Raw genomic sequence first — 16,137 nt, 5'->3', positions numbered from 1 at the left:
CGCGCGCGTGCGGGGGAGGGGAGCAGGATGGCCGGCTCGAAGCGCACGAGCGAGCGTGTGTCCAAGCGTGCGAAGGCGAAGCGCAGGGAGTCGACGCGGAAGGCGCGGGCCGCGGCCGAGCGCGCTGCGCAGGCGTCGCGTCGAGCCCGGCGCGATGCGGCGGACGCCGCCGACCAGGCGGTGCAGGCCGCTCGCGAGGCATCCGCCTTTGCCGCGTCGCTCCCGAGGAAGGCGAGACGCCGTGTCGACGCCGCCGTCGCCCGCGCGACCGAGGTCGCACGCTCGGTGCGTCACGACGCCAAGGACGCGCCCGGTCGAGCCGCGAAGTCGGCGAGGAAGGCGAAGCGCCGCGTCGTGCGCTCCGCGGATCGCGCCGAGGCGCGCACGACCCGCGCCGCCAGGCGCATCCAGAAGCGCAACGCCGCCGCCAAGCGCAAGGCGCTCAAGCAGCGCCGCAAGCAGCTGAAGGCGGTGCAGAAGATGGCGAGCGCGGCATCGCTGTCGGTGACGACCGCGTCGCTCGCGACCCGGTCGAGCTCGCGGGCCGACTGACGCCGGGGGCGCCGGCCGGCCCGCGAGCCCCGAGGACTAGGAGCTCGACGAGTCGGTCGACGGTGTCGTGCCGGCCGTGCCCGTCGCCGTCGACGTGGTCGCCTTCTTGGCCGTGCGGGTGCCGGTGGACTTCGACGACGACTTCGCGGCCGTGGTCTTCGTGCCGGTCGCCTTCGTCGCGGTGGTCTTCGTCGCGGTCTTCGCGCCGCCCGACTTCGCCGCGCCCGTCGACCGGTTGGTGCGCACGGTGGCTGGCTTCGAGGCGGTCGCCTGCTCCGCGGCATCCGTCACCGTCTTGGCCACGGGCACCAGGCGCGACAGCTGGGTCACGTGCTGCGGGCCGAGCTCGTCGAGCGTCGAGACCTCGAGCAGCTTCATGGTGCGCTCGATCTCGGTGCGGAGGATCGAGATGGTCTTGTCGACGCCGCGGCGGCCGCCGGCCATGAGGCCGTAGAGGTACGCGCGGCCGATGAGCGTGAAGCGGGCGCCGAGCGCGATCGACGCGACGATGTCGGCGCCGTTCATGATGCCCGTGTCGAGGTGCACCTCCATGTCGTCGCCGACCTCGCGCACGACGTGCGGCAGCAGGTGGAACGGGATGGGCGCGCGGTCGAGCTGGCGGCCGCCGTGGTTCGAGAGCACGATGCCGTCGACGCCGCGGCCCGCGAGGAGCTTGGCGTCCTCGACGGTCTGCACGCCCTTGACGACGATCTTGCCCGGCCACATCTCGCGGATCACGTCGAGGTCGTCGAACGAGATCGTCGGGTCCATCGCCGAGTCGAGCAGCTCGCCCACGGTGCCGCCGGTCGACGACAGCGACGCGAACTCGAGCGGCGGGGTGGTGAGGAAATTGATCCACCACGCCGGGCGGGGGATCGCGTTGATCACCGTGCCGACCGTGAGCTGCGGCGGGATCGAGAAGCCGTTGCGCTTGTCGCGCAGACGGGCGCCGGCGACCGGGGTGTCGACGGTGAAGAACAGCGTGTCGAAGCCCGCGGCGGCGGCGCGGTGCACGAGGCCGTAGGAGATCTCGCGCTGGCGCATGACGTAGAGCTGGAACCAGTTGCGGCCGTTCGGGTTGGCGGCCTTGACGCCCTCGATCGAGGTCGTGCCGAGGGTCGACAGCGTGAACGGGATGCCCGCTGCGCCCGCGGCACCCGCGCCGGCCTCCTCGCCCTCGGTCTGCATGAGGCGCGTGAACCCGGTCGGCGCGATGCCGAACGGCAGGGCGCTGCGCTCACCGAGCACCTCGCGGCTCGTGTCGACGACCGGCACGTTGCGCAGGATCGACGGGTGGAACTCGACGTCCTGGAACGCCTGCCGCGCGCGGGCCAGCGAGAGCTCGCCCTCGGCGGCGCCCTCGGTGTAGTCGAACGGGGCCTTCGGCGTGCGGCGCTTGGCGATCGCGCGCAGGTCGGCGATCGTGAGCGCGGCGTCGAGGCGGCGGTCCGTGGGGTTCAGGGTCGGGGTCTTGAACCGCATGAGCTGCGCGAGCTCCTTGGGGTTCGGCATCTGTCGCTGCACCATGTGCGTCTTCCTTCGTGTGTCGGGTCGGTCGGTCAGGTCGCGGATGCCGCGGCGTGCGCCGGGTCCGCGGGTCGGTCGGGCACCTCGAGCAGGGACTCGGCGTAGTACCCGGTGATGTGGTCGCGGATGCGCGCCTCGGCATCGGCCGCGTCGCCGCGCTCGATGGCGTGCACGATCTCGCGGTGCTCGTCGCGCAGCCGGTCGGCCATCGCGCCCCAGTCGCGGATGTGCGGCACGCCCGCGAGCACGTACCCCTCGATCGCGCTGCGCAGGCCGGCCATCATCGCGGTGATGACCTGGTTGCCGGATGCCTCCGCCAGCGCCACGTGGAACTGCGCGTCGAGCACCAGGAACTCGTCGGGGTCGAGCCCCGGCGGCTCCATGGCGTCGAGGAGCTGCATCGCGTCGCCCAGGTCGTGGTCGTGCACCGCGGCGGCGAGTTCACCGGCGACGGATGCCTCGAGCAGGAGCCTCGCGCGCACGACGTCGTCGACCGGGAAGCCCTGTGCCGCGACCTGCAGGCGCATGAGCGCCGACATGCCGCCGCGCGGGGTCGCGACGATGATCGCGCCTGCGTTCGGGCCCGAGCCGGATCGCGTGCGGATGAGCCCCAGCACCTCGAGCACCCGGAACGCCTCGCGCACGCTCGAGCGGCCGACGCCGAGGTCGGTCGAGAGCTGGCGCTCGCCGGGGAGCCGGTCGCCGGGCTGCAGCGAGCCGTCGAGGAGCGCGCGCTCGACGTGCTCGAGCACGGACTTCCAGGCGCGGGGCGATTCTGCGTCGGGCACGGTGCCGGGCGTCGTCGTCACTGAGAGCTCCTCGTGTGTGGTCCGACCATGCTACACCGAGGTCAGACCACATGTCAGCCCCCTGGCGCCTGTGCGAGCCCCGTCTCGTACGCGATGATGACCGCCTGCACCCGATCGCGGGCGCCGAGCTTCGCGAGCACTCGACCGACGTGGGTCTTGACGGTCGTCTCCGACACGTACAGGTCGCGAGCGATCTCGCCGTTGGTGCGGCCGCGGGCGACGAGCGCGAGCACCTCGCGCTCGCGCTCGGTGAGGGCGGCGAGCGCGGACGAGTCGGCCGCCGCGCGCGGCCGGGCGACGAACGTCTCGATCATGCGGCGGGTCACCGCCGGGGCGAGCAGCGAGTCGCCGGCGTGCACGGCGCGGATGCCCGCCACGAGCAGCTCGGGCTGCACGTCCTTCAGGAGGAACCCGCTCGCACCCGCCTGCAGCGCGTCGTAGACGTACTCGTCGACGTCGAACGTGGTGAGCATCACGACGCGCCCCGTCGCGGCGGGGTCCTCGGCGATCGCGCGCGTCGCGGCGATGCCGTCCATCCGCGGCATGCGCACGTCCATGAGCACCACGTCGGGGGCGAGTGCCCGCGCCGCCTCGAGCGCCTGCGCCCCGTCGGCGACGTCGCCCACGACCTCGAGGTCGGGCTCGATCTCGAGGATCATCCGGAACCCGGTGCGCACGAGCGCCTGGTCGTCGGCGATGAGCACGCGGATCGGTGCGGCGTCCGGTCCGGCCGGCAGCACGGCCCCGGCGTTCATGCGGCCGGCCACGGGAGCTCGGCGCGCAGTTCGCAGCCGCCGTCGGGTCCCGGCCCGAAGCTCAGGTCTCCCTCGTGGAGCGTCACCCGCTCGCGCAGGCCGGTGAGCCCGGCGCCGAATCCTCCCGTATCGATCGGACCGACGCCGTCGTCCCGAACCCGGAGCGAGAGCGCGCGATCCCCGAAGTCCACGTCCACGTCGACCCGCGTCGCGCCGGTCGCGTGGCGCATGGCGTTCGTGAGCCCCTCCTGCACGACGCGGAACGCCGCGATGTCGAGCGCGATCGGGAGGTCCCGGGCGGCGCCCGTCGTGGTGACGGTGACGGGCAGGCCGGCCGCGGTGACCCGGTCGGCGACGCGGCCGACCGTGCCGAGGCCGGGCGGCGGCTCGCGGCTGGCCGCCTCGTCCGTGCGGAGCACCCCCACCAGTCGGCGCATCTCTGCGAGCGACTCCCGCCCGACCGCCTCCACCGCCTCGAGCGCGGTGCGCTCCGTCGCCTGGTCGGGGCGGAGCCGGCGGCGCACCGCGGCGGCCTGGACGGTCATCACGGACAGGCCGTGTCCGACCACGTCGTGCAGTTCGCGTGCGATGCGGTTGCGTTCCTCAGCGATCGCCCTCGACTCGCGCGCCGCGCGCTCGGCGCGCCGCTGCTCGCGCAGGGTCGCCGTGGTGCGCACGAGTGCGCCCACCAGCCATGCGATCACCCACGGCGCGAGCCAGACGAGGGCGAACAGCCGGTCCTCGAGGGTCGTGTTCAGTGGATCCGTCCAGGCCCAGCCCGCCCAGAGCACCGTGCCGACGAGGATGCCCCACAGCGAGGTCGGCATCGCGACCCAGCGCCCGACGGTGTAGATCGCGACGAGCGGCGCGAGCAGCAACGCGTAGCCCTCGGGGGCGCCCGCGAGCGCGAACTCCGCGAGCAGCACGATCGCGACCGCGGTGAGCACGGCGAGCGGCCGAGCACGACGGAAGACCAGCAGCACGGCAGCGAGCCCGTAGGCGAGGCCGCGGGCCCAGTCGGGCCCGGGCATGGTCATCGCGCCGATCCCGGCCCACGCCTCGAGCTGGCCGAGCACCAGCACGATCGCGGCGATCGCGATGTCGACGGGGTGGATCCGCGGCCTCACGTGGGGATGCTACGCCCGCCGCATCCGGCGGCACATCCTCCTGTGGGAGGACACGCCGGGTCCTTCCGGAGTCCACGCATCGCATCCGGCGGCACGACGACCGCGGGTGGCCTGCGTTCCTAGCCTCGGTGCCGACACCTCGTCGCACCACCGACCGACACGCACCGAGAAGGAGCACCGACATGACCACCGACACCCTCGCCTCCGAACGGCCGGACATCCGGCGGGTCGCGCCCGCGCACGCCCGCCTGATCGCGACCCTCGCATGGGTCTTCGCCGCGTTCGGCACCGTCGCCGGCCAGCTGCACGCCCTGAGCCGTGCCGCCTCGCACCCCGAGGACCTCGCATCGCCGCTGCTGGCCGCGTGGTCGGTTCCCTCGATGGACGCGCTGCGGCCCCTGCTCGACTGGGGCGACCCGCTCTTCGTGTACTGGACCTACGGGAAGATATGGCTGCCCGTGTGCCTCGCGTTCCTCGCCGCCGCCGTGCTCGCGTACCGGAGCCGCCGACCGGTGGGCGCGGAGCGCGTGCTCTGGCGCGTGCAGCTCGGCGCCTACGGCCTGCTCACGCTCGCGCTGACCGGCGACTACTACACGCCGTGGACCGACCTCTTCTTCCTCGTCGGCCTCGCGGCCGCACTCGTGATCGGCCTCGGCGGCGCGGCGCTCGGCATCGTGCTGCTGCGTCGCGGGTTCCGTCCGCGCACGACGGCGTGGTTGCTCATCGCGTTCCTCCCGGGGTTCTTCGTCATCACCGAGATCACGTCGATGGGCAGCGTCATGCTCCCCCTCATGTGGGGCTGGGCGCTCGCCGCGGAGTCCGTCGCCCGCCGCGCGACTCCCTGACTCGGGGAACCCCGCGCCGTCAGGTGCGCAGCACCACGTTCTCGGGCTCCTCGCCCGCGAGCAGGTGCGCGACCTGGCGGCGCACGAGCGCGGCCATGCGGGGGAGCATGGCGCTGGAGGCACCGCCCACGTGCGGGCTGATCAGCACGCTCGGTGCGGCGAAGAGCGGATGCCCGTCGGGCAGCGGCTCCGGATCCACGACGTCGAGCGCGAAGCGCAGCCGGTGCGCGTGCGCCAGGATCGCGTCGGTGTCGGCGACCGGCCCGCGGCCGACGTTCACGACGAGCGCGTCGTCGGGGAGCGCGGAGAGGAACGCGTCGTCGACGAGGCCACGCGTGGCGTCCGACAGCGGCAGTCCGACGATCACGATCTCGGCGTCGGGCAGCAGCTCGGGCAGCTCATCGATGCCGTGCACGCGCCCGCGGTCGCTCTCGCGCGCGCGGCTCGCGACGCGCGTCACGACCGCCTCGAACGGCAGCAGGCGGTCCTCGATCGCGACCCCCACGCCGCCGTAGCCCAGGAGCAGCACGCGCCGGTCGGCGAGGCTCGGCAGCGCCACCGGCGCCCAGCGCCCCTCGTCTGCGGCCCGGACGAATCGCGGGATGCCCCGCTGCGCCGCGAGCACGAGCGCCAGCGCCAGCTCGGCGGTCGAGGTCTCGTGCACGGTCGTCGCGTTGGCGAACACGTGCCCCGCCGGCAGCACGCCGGCGACGCCGTCGTACCCGATCGACTGGCTCTGCACGAGCCGCACGGGCACGCCCTCGAGCGCGCGCAGCACCGCGTTGCCGCCCATGTACGGCGGCACCACGAGGTCGAGCTCCGGTGCCGGCGGCGGGCCCTGGAAGTCCCACTCGAACACGTTCACGCCCTCGGGCAGTGGGCCGAGCGCGTCGCGCAGGGTCGCATCGGGCACGGTCACGGTGAGGGCTGCGTCGGTCACCCCGCCATTCTCCACGCCGTTCGTGCCGTGCGGCGCCCTAGCCCTTCTTCGGGCGGATGCGGACGCGGTGCGGAGGCGTCTCGTCGACCTCGACCACGCCGCCCCTCGACTTCAGGAAGTCGGTGAACGATCCGAAGCCGAGCCGGCGCTCCTGGAAGCCCGGATCCATCCGCAGCATCTGGTTCTTGACCGCGCCGGACTGCTGCCACTCGTCGTCGTTCTTCGCCCGCAGCAGCTCGAGCGCCTTGATCAGCAGGCGGCCGGGATGCCGGGTCGACGGCGTGGCTTCGGGCTCGGCATCGGATGCCCCCGAGTCGGCGTCCTCCGACGCGGACCCGCCCTTCTTCCTGCCGCCCGACGACCCCTTCGACGCGGCCTTCCCGCCGCCGGACTTCGCCGCCGCGGCGGCCTCCTCCTCGGCCGCCCGCTCGTCCTCCTCCACGTCCGCGTCGGTCTGCAGGAGTGCGTCGTAGTCGGCGAACTCGTCGCACGCGGCCGTCAGCGCGCGGCTCGTGCCGCCGGCGACGCCGATGCCGACGACGTAGCGGCTCAGTCGCTTGCAGCGCTGCGCGAGTGCGACGTAGTCCGAGTCGCCCGCGACGATCACCACGTGCGTCAGGTCGTCGAGCCGGAAGAGGTCCTCGACGGCGTCGACCGCGAGGCGGATGTCGGCGCCGTTCTTGGTCGCCGAGAGCGGGAACAGCTGCACGAGGTCGACCGCGCGGTCGATGAGCTGGCTGCGATAGCTCGCGTTCACCGGGTTCGACCAGTCCGCGTAGGCGCGCGCGACGGCGATCGTGCCGAAGGTCGCGGCGAAGTCGAGCACGGCGTCGACGTCGACCGTGGCGGCCTCGAGCTTCGTGGCGGTCTCGGCCTTGGCGGTCGAGGAGCGCCTGCCGGTGTCGCGCCGGTAGGACATGTCTCCGTGCAGCTGGTCGTACCGCGAGATGACGATGTTGTCGAAGTCGAGGTAGATGGCGACGCGGGGTTCCGCGGTGGTGGGCATGGCGGCCTTTCGTCGCGTGCGGTCTCGGACCCGAGCCTACGCGGGGAATACCCGTGGCGCGCGGACGTTGGCCTGAAGACGCACGTCGAACACCCGGAGGAGCTCCATGACCGAGACCGCGCAGGCCACCCGCATCCGCATCGCCGACACCGGGCTCGAGGTGTTCCCGCTGAACCTCGGCGGCAACGTCTTCGGCTGGACCGCCGACGTCGCGGAATCGGAGGCCGTGCTCGACGCCTTCGTCGCGGGCGGCGGCAACTTCGTCGACACGGCCGACGCGTACTCGGCCTGGGCGCCGGGCCACATCGGCGGCGAGAGCGAGACGGTCATCGGCGACTGGATGCGTGCCCGCGGCAACCGCGATGACGTCGTCATCGCGACCAAGGTGAGCCAGCACCCCGAATTCACGGGCCTCGCGGGCGACAACGTCCGCGCCGCGGCCGACGCGTCGCTGCAGCGCCTGGGCACCGACCGCATCGACCTCTACTACGCCCATTTCGACGACGCATCCGTGCCGCTCGAGGAGACCGTCGGCGCGCTCTCGGGCCTGGTCGACGCGGGCAAGGTGCGGGCGATCGGCATCTCGAACTACACGCCCGAGCGCATCGACGAGTGGTTCCAGGTGACCGAGGCGAACGGGTTCCACCGCGCCGCGGCGCTCCAGCCCCACTACAACCTCGTCGAGCGCGACTTCGAGCACGGGCTCCGGCAGCGCGCCGAGCGCGAGGGCCTCGCCGTCTTCGCCTACTTCTCGCTCGCCAAGGGCTTCCTCTCCGGCAAGTACCGGAGCGGGGCGGATGCCGCTGCGGCCGACGCCAGCCCGCGCGCCGCGGCCGCCTCGTCGTACCTCGACGACCGCGGCACCGCCGTGCTGGCCGCGCTCGACCGCATCGCGGCGGCGCACGGCGTGCCCGTGGCATCCGTCGCCCTCGCCTGGCTCCGCGTGCAGCCGACCGTGGTCGCGCCCATCGCGAGCGCGCGTCACGTCGACCAGCTGCCCGCGCTGCTCGCCTCGGCGACCCTCGAGCTGTCGTCGGCCGAGCTGGACGAGCTCTCCGCGGCATCTGCCGCATGACGTACGACCGGGCGTGCCCGGGCGTACCGGACGGCACCGGTCGTAAGATGAGGCTGTGTCAGTAACAACAACCCGACCGCTCCGCCGTGACGCCGCACTCAACCGCGAGCGCCTGCTCGACGAGGCCGAGAAATACTTCGCGGAGGCGGGCATCGACGCCTCGCTGCACGAGCTCGCCGAGCGCACCGGGGTCGGCATCGGCACGCTGTACCGCCGCTTCCCGACCTACGCCGACCTGATCCGCGCGCTCTACGACCGCGCCGCCGCGCGCATCGACGTGGTCATGGAGCAGCTCGCCGAGCTCGACTCGGGCTGGGACCAGGTCGTCGCGTTCCTCGACGGCAACCTCGCGATACTGGTCGACTACCCGGCGACGCCCGCGGTGCTGCACCGCATGTCGGAGCTCGACCCCGACTACCGGCCCGGCATGCGCTGGGAGGAGGCGGTCGCCGCGTTCGTGCAGCGCGCGCACGACGAGGGGTCGCTGCGCACCGACGTGACCGGCACCGACCTCGGCATGTTGCCGCTCGCCATGGCGAGCGTGCTGCGGTTCCCGGAGCCGCAGCGCGGCGTCGCCCTCGCGCGCTACCGCACGATCACGCTCGACGGCCTCCGCGCGTCGGACACCGCGCAGCCGATGCCGACCGAGCCGTTCAGCACCGACGACCTCAACATCGCGGTGCACGGTCGCCGGGCCGAGCCCCCGACGCGCGCCGAGCGCACCTGACGCGCACGCCCTGAGGCCCACGGGAAGTGCGACGGATGCCGCCGGCTCATGCCGCCGGTCGGCTCAGCGCCCGGTGACCACCGCGTTGTCGAGCTCGTCGAGGCCGAGGCCGAGCCGGCCCGACGACGCCACGTTGGTGAGGAACACGAACGCGACGTCGTGCTCGGGGTGCACCCAGAAGTCGGTGCCCGCCCAGCCGCCGTGGCCGAACGCGTCGCGGGCGAGCGCCGCGGGCGCCGCGTCGCGCAGGCACCAGGTGAAGCCCCAGTGCGTGCCGCGCTCGGGCGGGTACGGGTCGATGGTCGGGATGCCGTCGGTGAGCGAGCGCCGCATCATCGCGCGGGTGACCGGGTGCACCAGCCTGCCGTCGTCGCGCAGCAGCGAGACGGCGACCGCGAGGAGGTCCTCGGCGGTCGCGAACGCCCCGGCGCCGGGATTGCGGTGCGACGCGAACAGCTCCCAGTCGACGCCCTGCTCGGCGCACTCGACGGGCGCGTGGCGCGTCGCCTCGACGTCGAACGTGACGCCCGTGGCATCCGCCCCCGCGAGCGTCTCGAGCACCTGCTGCTCCCACGGCGCGCCGCCCGCATGGGAGATGAGCGCGGCGATGCCCTCGTAGGCGATCGTCGAGTAGCGCGAGATGGCTCCCGCGGCGAAGTCGCGGCCGGGGGCGAGCAGGGCGGGGCGCAGCCCCGGCGGCACGTCGAGCGCCGGCTCGGGGATGCCCGAGGTGTGGCTCACGAGGTGCCGCAGACGCACCATGTCGTCGCGGTCGGCGCCGAACTCCGGCACCGCGGTGGCGAGCGGCGTCTCGAGCGTCAGCCGCCCCTGCTCGATGAGGCGCAGCGCGGCGAGCCCCACGAGCGGCTTCGTGATCGAGAACAGCGGGTAGTGGTCGCCGGTGCCCGCGTCGCCGAAGGCGTCGAGCGCGATGATGCCGTCGCTCGTGGCGACGCCGAGCACCCCGCCGGGAAGGGTGCCCGCGTCCACGTGGCGTCGGGCCCAGTCGAAGGCGTGGTCGAACGTCGTCATGCCTTCGGATCGTAGCGGCGCGGCGCGAACGCCGTGGCGACGAGGTCACGCAGCGACTCGAGGTCGCCGCCCGCGAAGCCCTGCGTGCGCGCCTGCACGAGCACGTTGCCGATGGCGGTGGCCTCGACCGGGCCGGCGAGCACGGGCAGCCCCGCGCGGTCGGCCGTGCGCTGGCAGAGCAGCTCGTTGAGCGCGCCGCCGCCGACCATGTGGATGGTCTCGACCGTGCGCCCCGACAGCTCGGCAGCCGTGCGCACGGCGTCGCCGAACGCCTCGGCGAGGCTCTCGATGATGCTGCGCGCGAACTCGGCCTGCGTCGACGGCACGGGCTGATCGTGCTCGCGGCACCACTCGGCGATGCGCGCGGGCATGTCGCCCGGCGCCATGAATCGCGGGTCGTTCGCGTCGAACACGGCGACGGGTGCGGTGACGGATGCCGCCGCGGCGAGCAGTTCGGTCAGCTCGACGGACTCGCCGGCGCGCTCCCACTCGCGGATCGACTCGCTCAGCAGCCACAGCCCCATCACGTTGTGCAGGAAGCGCACGCGCGAGTCGACGCCGCCCTCGTTCGTGAAGTTCGCCTGCCGCGCGGCATCCGTCAGCACCGGCTGCTCCAGCTCCAGGCCCACGAGGCCCCAGGTGCCGCACGAGATGTACGCCGCGGTCTCGGCCCGCATGGGCACCGCGACCACGGCCGACGCCGTGTCGTGCGAGCCCACCGCCACCACGTCGATCGGCGAGATCGCGCCGATCCCGTCGTTCACGTAGCCGAGCGTCGAGCCGATGCGCTCGCCCGGGTCCACGAGGCGGGGCAGCACGGATGCCGGCAGCTGCAGCCGCTCGGCGAGCTCGGTGTCCCACGCGTGCGTGATCACGTCGACGAGGCCCGTGGTCGAGGCGTTCGTGCGCTCGGCCACGGCCTCGCCGGTGAGGAAGTACGCGATGAGGTCGGGCACGAGCAGCATCGTGTCGGCGAGCGACAGCATCCCGCCGTCGCGCTCGGCGGCGAGCTGGTAGACCGTGTTGAACGGCAGGAACTGCAGGCCGTTGCGGCGGTAGAGCTCCTCGAACGGCGTGACGGCGTGCACCGCCTCGACGCCCGCCGCCGTGCGCTCGTCGCGGTAGTGGAACGGCGTGCCGAGCATGCGCCCGTCGCGCAGCAGCGCGTAGTCGACCGCCCACGAGTCGACGCCGATGCTCGCCACGTCGGGCGCCTCGGCGACGGCCGCGCGCAGCCCGTCGACCGCGCCCCGGTAGAGCGCGAGCAGGTCCCAGTGCAGCCCGTTGATCGTGCGCACGGGCTGGTTCGGGAACCGGCCGACCGCGTGCAGCTCGAGCGAGTTCGGCCCGACCGCGCCGAGCATGACCCGGCCGCTGGTCGCGCCCAGGTCGATCGCGGCGACGTGGCCCGACGTGCTCATCGGATGAACGCGGCGGCGACGCCGGAGTCGACCGGCACGTGGAGGCCGGTGGTGCGGCTGAGCTCGGGTCCGGTGAGCACGAACACCGCGTCGGCGACGTTCTCGGGCACGACCTCGCGCTTGAGGATGGTGCGCTGCGCGTAGAACTTGCCCAGGTCCTTCTCCTCGACGCCGTAGGTCTTGGCGCGGTTGGCGCCCCAGCCCGCGGCGAAGATGCCCGAGCCGCGCACGACGCCGTCGGGGTTGATGCCGTTGACGCGCACGCCGTACTCGCCGAGCTCGACGGCGAGCAGTCGCACCTGGTGCGCCTGGTCGGCCTTGGTCGCCGAGTAGGCGATGTTGTTCGGGCCGGCGAACACCGAGTTCTTCGACGAGATGTAGATGATGTCGCCGCCCATCTCCTGCTCGATGAGGGCCTTCGCGGCGGCCTTCGAGACGAGGAACGAGCCCTTCGCCATGACGTCGTGCTGGAGGTCCCAGTCCTTCTCGGTGGTCTCGAGCAGCGGCTTCGACAGCGACAGGCCGGCGTTGTTGACGACCAGGTCGATGCCGCCGAACGCGAGCACGGTCGCGTCGATCGCGGCCTGCACGCCCGCGGCGTCGGCCACGTTCGCGGCGACGCCGATCGCGACGTCGGTGCCGCCGAGCTCGGCGGCGACGCTCTGCGCCTTCTCCAGGTCGAGGTCGGCGACGACCACGCACGCGCCCTCGGCCGCGAGGCGGGTCGCGATGGCCTTGCCGATGCCCGAGGCGGCGCCGGTCACGAACGCGATGCGGCCCTGGTGGGTCTTGGGCTTGGGCATGCGCTGGAGCTTGGCCTCCTCGAGCGCCCAGTACTCGATGCGGAACTTCTCCGCGTCGGAGATGGGGGAGTAGGTCGAGAGCGCCTCGGCGCCCCGCATCACGTTGATGGCGTTGACGTAGAACTCGCCGGCCACGCGCGCGGTCTGCTTGTTCGCGCCGTAGCTGAACATGCCGACGCCGGGCACGAGCACGATGAGCGGGTCGGCGCCGCGGATCGCGGGGCTGTCCTCGGTCGCGTGCGCGTCGTAGTACGCCTGGTAGTCCGCGCGGTACGCCTCGTGCAGCTCCTTCAGGCGCGCGATCGAGTCCTCGACCGAGGCGTCCGCCGGCAGGTCGAGCACCATCGGCTTCACCTTGGTGCGCAGGAAGTGATCGGGGCAGCTCGTGCCGAGCTCGGCGAGCGGGCCGAGCTTCTCCGAGGCGAGGAAGTCGAGCACGACGTCGGAGTCGGTGTAGTGGCCGACCATGGGCTTGTCGTGGCTCGCGAGGCCGCGGATGGTCGGGGCGAGCGCGGCGGCCTTCGCCCGGCGCTCGGCCTCGGGGAGGGCCTCGAAGCCGGCGACCACGCCGCCGAACGGGTCGGCCGTGCCGTGCTCGGCGATGTACGCGGCTGCGGTGTCGATGATCCAGAGCGAGTTGGCTTCCGTCTCCTCGCTCGTGTCGCCCCAGGCGGTGATGCCGTGGCCGCCCAGGATGCAGCCGACGGCCTGCGGGTTGGCGTCCTTGATCGCGGCGATGTCGAGGCCGAGCTGGAAGCCCGGGCGGCGCCACGGCACCCAGACGACCTTGTCGCCGAAGATCTTCGCGGTGAGCTCCTCGCCGTCGGCCGCGGTGGCGATGGCGATCCCTGCGTCGGGGTGCAGGTGGTCGACGTGCGCGGCGTCGACGAGGCCGTGCATGGCGGTGTCGATCGAGGGGGCCGCGCCGCCCTTGCCGTGCAGCGCGTAGTCGAACGCGGCGACCATCTCGTCCTCGCGGTCGACGCCGGGGTACACGTCGACGAGCGCGCGCATGCGGTCCATGCGCAGCACCGCGAGGCCCCGCTCCTGCAGCGTGCCGAGGTCGCCGCCCGAGCCCTTGACCCAGAGCAGTTCGACGGGCTGCCCGGTGACCGGGTCGGTCTCGGTGCCCTTGGCCGAGGTGTTGCCCCCGGCGTAGTTGGTGTTCTTGGGGTCGGCGCCGAGGCGGTTCGACCGCGCGATGAGGTCGGCGGCTGCGGGGTTCGTCATGGTGGCTCCTTAGGTGAGCGTCGGGGTCGGTTCGGTCGGGTCTGTCGTGGGAACGGCGGTGGAGGACGTCGGCGGGGCGGATGCCTCCGGCACGAGCGCGGCGGATGCCTCGGGTGCGCCCGCGGCGAGGTCGTCGAACCACGCGGCGACGCGCGCGACGGTGCGCGCGGCGGCGGGGTGATCGGGTCGGTTCAGGTGCCCGTGGTCGACGTCGGGCTCGGTCTCGCAGGTGACGTCCACGCCCGCGTCGGCGAGCATGGCGGCGAACGCCTCGCCCGAGACGCGCAGCTCGTCGAGGTCGTCGTTGACGATGAGCGTGGGCGGGAAGCCGACGAGTTCGTCGCGGGTGGCGGTGCCGGGGATCGCGGCCGGCGGCGCGCCCTCGACCGTGCCGCCGAGGTAGTTCTCGTACATCTCGAGCACCGCCGCGGGCCCGAAGCGGTCGGCCTCGGGGTTCGCATCGAGCGCGGCCCGCAGGTCGGTGCCCGGGGCGGGCTGCACGGCGTGCAGCGTGGGGTAGGCGAGGAACACCGCGTCGGGCATCCGCTCGCGCACCCCACCGGTGGAGGCCGCCAGCATGCGCAGCACCGCGCCGGTCACGATGTTGGCGCCGGCGCTCGCACCGCCGATGACGATGCGCCGGGCGCCCAGGCGCTCGGCATTGGCGACGGCCCAGCGCCAGGCGACGAGCACGTCGTCGGATGCCGCGGGGAACGTGGTGCCCGGTCCCGCGAGCCGGTAGTCGATCGACACGACGGGCGTGCCGCGCTCGGCGAAGCGCGATGCCACCCAGTCGGCCTCGGGCATGTCGAGGTCGCCGAAGGCGAACGCGCCGCCGTGCGCCCACACGAGCAGGGTGCGGTCGGTGCGCGGCTCGCCCGTGGCATCCGTCGCCTCGTAGACGCGGAGCAGGTGCGCGATGCTCATGCCCTGGCGCCCCATCGTTCCCCCCGGAAGTACGTGAAGAGGATCCCGCGGCGCGCCACCACCACGCAACGCGCCGCGGGAAGATTGCGTCGCTCGCCGCGCACGCCGACGGTGCCCGAACCGTGGCCGTCCCCCCGGGAGACCACGGTTCGCGCACCGGCGCGGGCGGCGAGCGTCATGTCAGGCGCCCCAGCCGGCCTGCACGCCGCCGACGCGCTCCTCGGCGATCTTCGCGAGGTAGCCCGACGCGGCGAACGCGGCCATCGGGTCGGCGGGCAGTCCCCGGCTCTCGCGCCACTCGGCGAGCGCGGGGCGCACGTCGGTGTAGAACGCGTCCATGAAGATGGCGTTCGCCGCGAGCACGTCGCCCGAGACCTGCGCGGCGCGGAGCGCCTCGTGGTCGATGAGCAGCGCGCGGGCGGTCATCTCCTGCACGTTCAGCACGGAGCGGATCTGGCCGGGGATCTTGTCCTCGACGTTGTGGCACTGGTCGAGCATGAACGCGACGTCGGGGTCGCCGTAGCCGCCGCCGCGGATGACCTCGACGATGATGCGGAACAGCTGGAACGGGTCGGCCGCGCCGACGATCAGGTCGTCGTCGGCGTAGAAGCGCGAGTTGAAGTCGAACGACCCGAGCTTGCCGAGGCGCAGCAGCTGCATGACGATGAACTCGATGTTCGTGCCCGGCGCGTGGTGGCCGGTGTCGAGGCAGACCATCGCCCTGTCGCCGAGCGAGGCGACCTGGGCGTAGCTCGTGCCCCAGTCGGGAACGTCGGTGTGGTAGAACGACGGCTCGAAGAACTTGTACTCGAGCACGAGGCGCTGGTCGTCGCCGATCCGCTCGTAGATGGTGCGCAGCGAGTCGTTCAGGCGGTCCTGGCGGCCGCGCATGTCGGTCTGGCCGGGGTAGTTCGAGCCCTCGGCGAGCCAGATCTTGAGGTCGCGCGACCCGGTCTGGTCCATGATGTCGATGCACTCGAGGTGGTGGTCGATCGCCTTCCGGCGGATGCCCGCGTCCTCGTGGGTCAGGGCGCCGAACTTGTAGTCGTCGTCCTGGAACGTGTTCGAGTTGATGGTGCCGAGCGAGACGCCGAGGTCCTCCGCGTACTTCCGGAGGTCGTCGTAGGAGTCGACCTTGTCCCACGGGATGTGCAGGGCGACCGACGGGGAGAGCGCGGTGTACTGGTTGACCTGCGCGGCGTCGGCGATCTTCTCGTAGGGGTCGCGCGGGGTGCCGGGCGTGCCGAACACCTTGAATCGGGTGCCCGAGTTGCCGAAGGCCCAGCTGGGCAGCTCGATCGCCTGCTTGGCGAGTTCGGCCTGGATTTCTGGCGTCAGGATGCTCACTGGTCGTCGCTTTC

At 72.9% G+C, this 16,137-nt stretch carries 14 protein-coding genes and 1 pseudogene; 4 read left to right on the top strand and 11 right to left on the bottom strand.

The window, feature by feature from the left end; translation table 11 throughout:
- The first annotated feature begins 27 nt into the window (after nt 1-27).
- Complete coding sequence (locus QMG39_RS06390; RefSeq protein WP_281883199.1) at nt 28-552, top strand: hypothetical protein; 525 nt, start codon at nt 28-30, stop codon at nt 550-552.
- A gap of 291 nt (nt 553-843) precedes the next feature.
- Here QMG39_RS06390 and QMG39_RS06385 read toward each other — a convergent pair.
- The 4 genes and pseudogenes from QMG39_RS06385 to QMG39_RS06370 all read right to left on the bottom strand — a co-directional run.
- A pseudogene (locus tag QMG39_RS06385) lies at nt 844-2,079 on the bottom strand (alpha-hydroxy acid oxidase); the annotation flags it as partial.
- A 32-nt stretch (nt 2,080-2,111) separates the two neighbouring features.
- Nucleotides 2,112-2,888 (bottom strand): FadR/GntR family transcriptional regulator, encoded by a 777-nt coding sequence (locus QMG39_RS06380; protein ID WP_281883197.1) that lies wholly within the window; start codon nt 2,886-2,888, stop codon nt 2,112-2,114.
- A 53-nt stretch (nt 2,889-2,941) separates the two neighbouring features.
- Nucleotides 2,942-3,643 (bottom strand): response regulator, encoded by a 702-nt coding sequence (locus QMG39_RS06375; RefSeq protein WP_281883195.1) that lies wholly within the window; start codon nt 3,641-3,643, stop codon nt 2,942-2,944.
- Nucleotides 3,640-4,770, bottom strand: coding sequence for a sensor histidine kinase (locus tag QMG39_RS06370; RefSeq protein ID WP_281883193.1), 1,131 nt, complete (start codon nt 4,768-4,770; stop codon nt 3,640-3,642). The genes QMG39_RS06375 and QMG39_RS06370 overlap by 4 nt, the downstream gene beginning before the upstream one ends.
- 182 nt (nt 4,771-4,952) lie before the next feature.
- On the opposite strand from QMG39_RS06370, the gene QMG39_RS06365 reads away from it, so the two are divergent.
- Nucleotides 4,953-5,615, top strand: coding sequence for a hypothetical protein (locus QMG39_RS06365; RefSeq protein ID WP_281883191.1), 663 nt, complete (start codon nt 4,953-4,955; stop codon nt 5,613-5,615).
- A gap of 19 nt (nt 5,616-5,634) precedes the next feature.
- Here QMG39_RS06365 and QMG39_RS06360 read toward each other — a convergent pair whose 3' ends face one another.
- On the bottom strand, nt 5,635-6,555 hold the full coding sequence (locus QMG39_RS06360) for a 2-hydroxyacid dehydrogenase (RefSeq protein WP_281883189.1): 921 nt from the start codon (nt 6,553-6,555) through the stop codon (nt 5,635-5,637).
- 37 nt (nt 6,556-6,592) lie between these two features.
- A complete protein-coding gene (locus tag QMG39_RS06355; protein WP_281883187.1) occupies nt 6,593-7,561 on the bottom strand; it encodes an NYN domain-containing protein in 969 nt (322 codons plus the stop codon).
- 106 nt (nt 7,562-7,667) lie between these two features.
- On the opposite strand from QMG39_RS06355, the gene QMG39_RS06350 reads away from it, so the two are divergent.
- Both QMG39_RS06350 and QMG39_RS06345 read left to right on the top strand, forming a co-directional pair.
- Nucleotides 7,668-8,636 (top strand): aldo/keto reductase, encoded by a 969-nt coding sequence (locus tag QMG39_RS06350; RefSeq protein ID WP_281883185.1) that lies wholly within the window; start codon nt 7,668-7,670, stop codon nt 8,634-8,636.
- Nucleotides 8,637-8,691: 55 nt separating this feature from the next.
- Nucleotides 8,692-9,363 carry a TetR/AcrR family transcriptional regulator gene (locus tag QMG39_RS06345; RefSeq protein ID WP_281883183.1) on the top strand — a complete coding sequence of 224 codons (672 nt, stop codon included), beginning with the start codon at nt 8,692-8,694 and terminating at the stop codon, nt 9,361-9,363.
- Between the two features lie 63 nt (nt 9,364-9,426).
- On the opposite strand, the gene QMG39_RS06340 is transcribed toward QMG39_RS06345, so the two are convergent.
- The 5 genes from QMG39_RS06340 to rhaI all read right to left on the bottom strand — a co-directional run bounded on the left by QMG39_RS06340 (nt 9,427) and on the right by rhaI (nt 16,123).
- Entirely contained in the window at nt 9,427-10,395 is a 969-nt protein-coding gene (locus tag QMG39_RS06340; protein ID WP_281883181.1) for a serine hydrolase domain-containing protein, read from the bottom strand.
- Nucleotides 10,392-11,816: a rhamnulokinase gene (locus QMG39_RS06335; protein WP_281883179.1), complete on the bottom strand. Its 1,425-nt coding sequence runs from the start codon at nt 11,814-11,816 to the stop codon at nt 10,392-10,394. The genes QMG39_RS06340 and QMG39_RS06335 overlap by 4 nt, the downstream gene beginning before the upstream one ends.
- Nucleotides 11,813-13,849: a bifunctional aldolase/short-chain dehydrogenase gene (locus QMG39_RS06330; RefSeq protein ID WP_281883177.1), complete on the bottom strand. Its 2,037-nt coding sequence runs from the start codon at nt 13,847-13,849 to the stop codon at nt 11,813-11,815. The genes QMG39_RS06335 and QMG39_RS06330 overlap by 4 nt, the downstream gene beginning before the upstream one ends.
- A gap of 9 nt (nt 13,850-13,858) precedes the next feature.
- Entirely contained in the window at nt 13,859-14,776 is a 918-nt protein-coding gene (locus QMG39_RS06325) for an alpha/beta hydrolase fold domain-containing protein (RefSeq protein WP_281883175.1), read from the bottom strand.
- 180 nt (nt 14,777-14,956) lie between these two features.
- On the bottom strand, nt 14,957-16,123 hold the full coding sequence (rhaI, locus tag QMG39_RS06320; protein ID WP_281883173.1) for an L-rhamnose isomerase: 1,167 nt from the start codon (nt 16,121-16,123) through the stop codon (nt 14,957-14,959).
- Between the last annotated feature and the right edge of the window lie 14 nt (nt 16,124-16,137).

The organism is Agromyces rhizosphaerae (genome assembly GCF_027925245.1).
Lineage (GTDB): Bacteria > Actinomycetota > Actinomycetes > Actinomycetales > Microbacteriaceae > Agromyces > Agromyces rhizosphaerae.
Note: the sequence above shows the minus strand (reverse complement) of the source record. Positions and strands in the feature narration are given on the sequence as shown.

Excerpts from the sequence above, each read along its gene's own strand:
- QMG39_RS06390 (WP_281883199.1), top strand. The coding sequence starts at position 28 with ATGGCCGGCTCGAAGCGCACGAGCGAGCGTGTGTCCAAGCGTGCGAAG.
- QMG39_RS06365 (WP_281883191.1), top strand. The coding sequence starts at position 4,953 with ATGACCACCGACACCCTCGCCTCCGAACGGCCGGACATCCGGCGGGTC.
- QMG39_RS06325 (WP_281883175.1), bottom strand. The coding sequence starts at position 14,776 with ATGAGCATCGCGCACCTGCTCCGCGTCTACGAGGCGACGGATGCCACG.
- QMG39_RS06375 (WP_281883195.1), bottom strand. The coding sequence starts at position 3,643 with ATGAACGCCGGGGCCGTGCTGCCGGCCGGACCGGACGCCGCACCGATC.
- QMG39_RS06355 (WP_281883187.1), bottom strand. The coding sequence starts at position 7,561 with ATGCCCACCACCGCGGAACCCCGCGTCGCCATCTACCTCGACTTCGAC.
- QMG39_RS06350 (WP_281883185.1), top strand. The coding sequence starts at position 7,668 with ATGACCGAGACCGCGCAGGCCACCCGCATCCGCATCGCCGACACCGGG.
- QMG39_RS06340 (WP_281883181.1), bottom strand. The coding sequence starts at position 10,395 with ATGACGACGTTCGACCACGCCTTCGACTGGGCCCGACGCCACGTGGAC.
- QMG39_RS06335 (WP_281883179.1), bottom strand. The coding sequence starts at position 11,816 with ATGAGCACGTCGGGCCACGTCGCCGCGATCGACCTGGGCGCGACCAGC.
- QMG39_RS06330 (WP_281883177.1), bottom strand. The coding sequence starts at position 13,849 with ATGACGAACCCCGCAGCCGCCGACCTCATCGCGCGGTCGAACCGCCTC.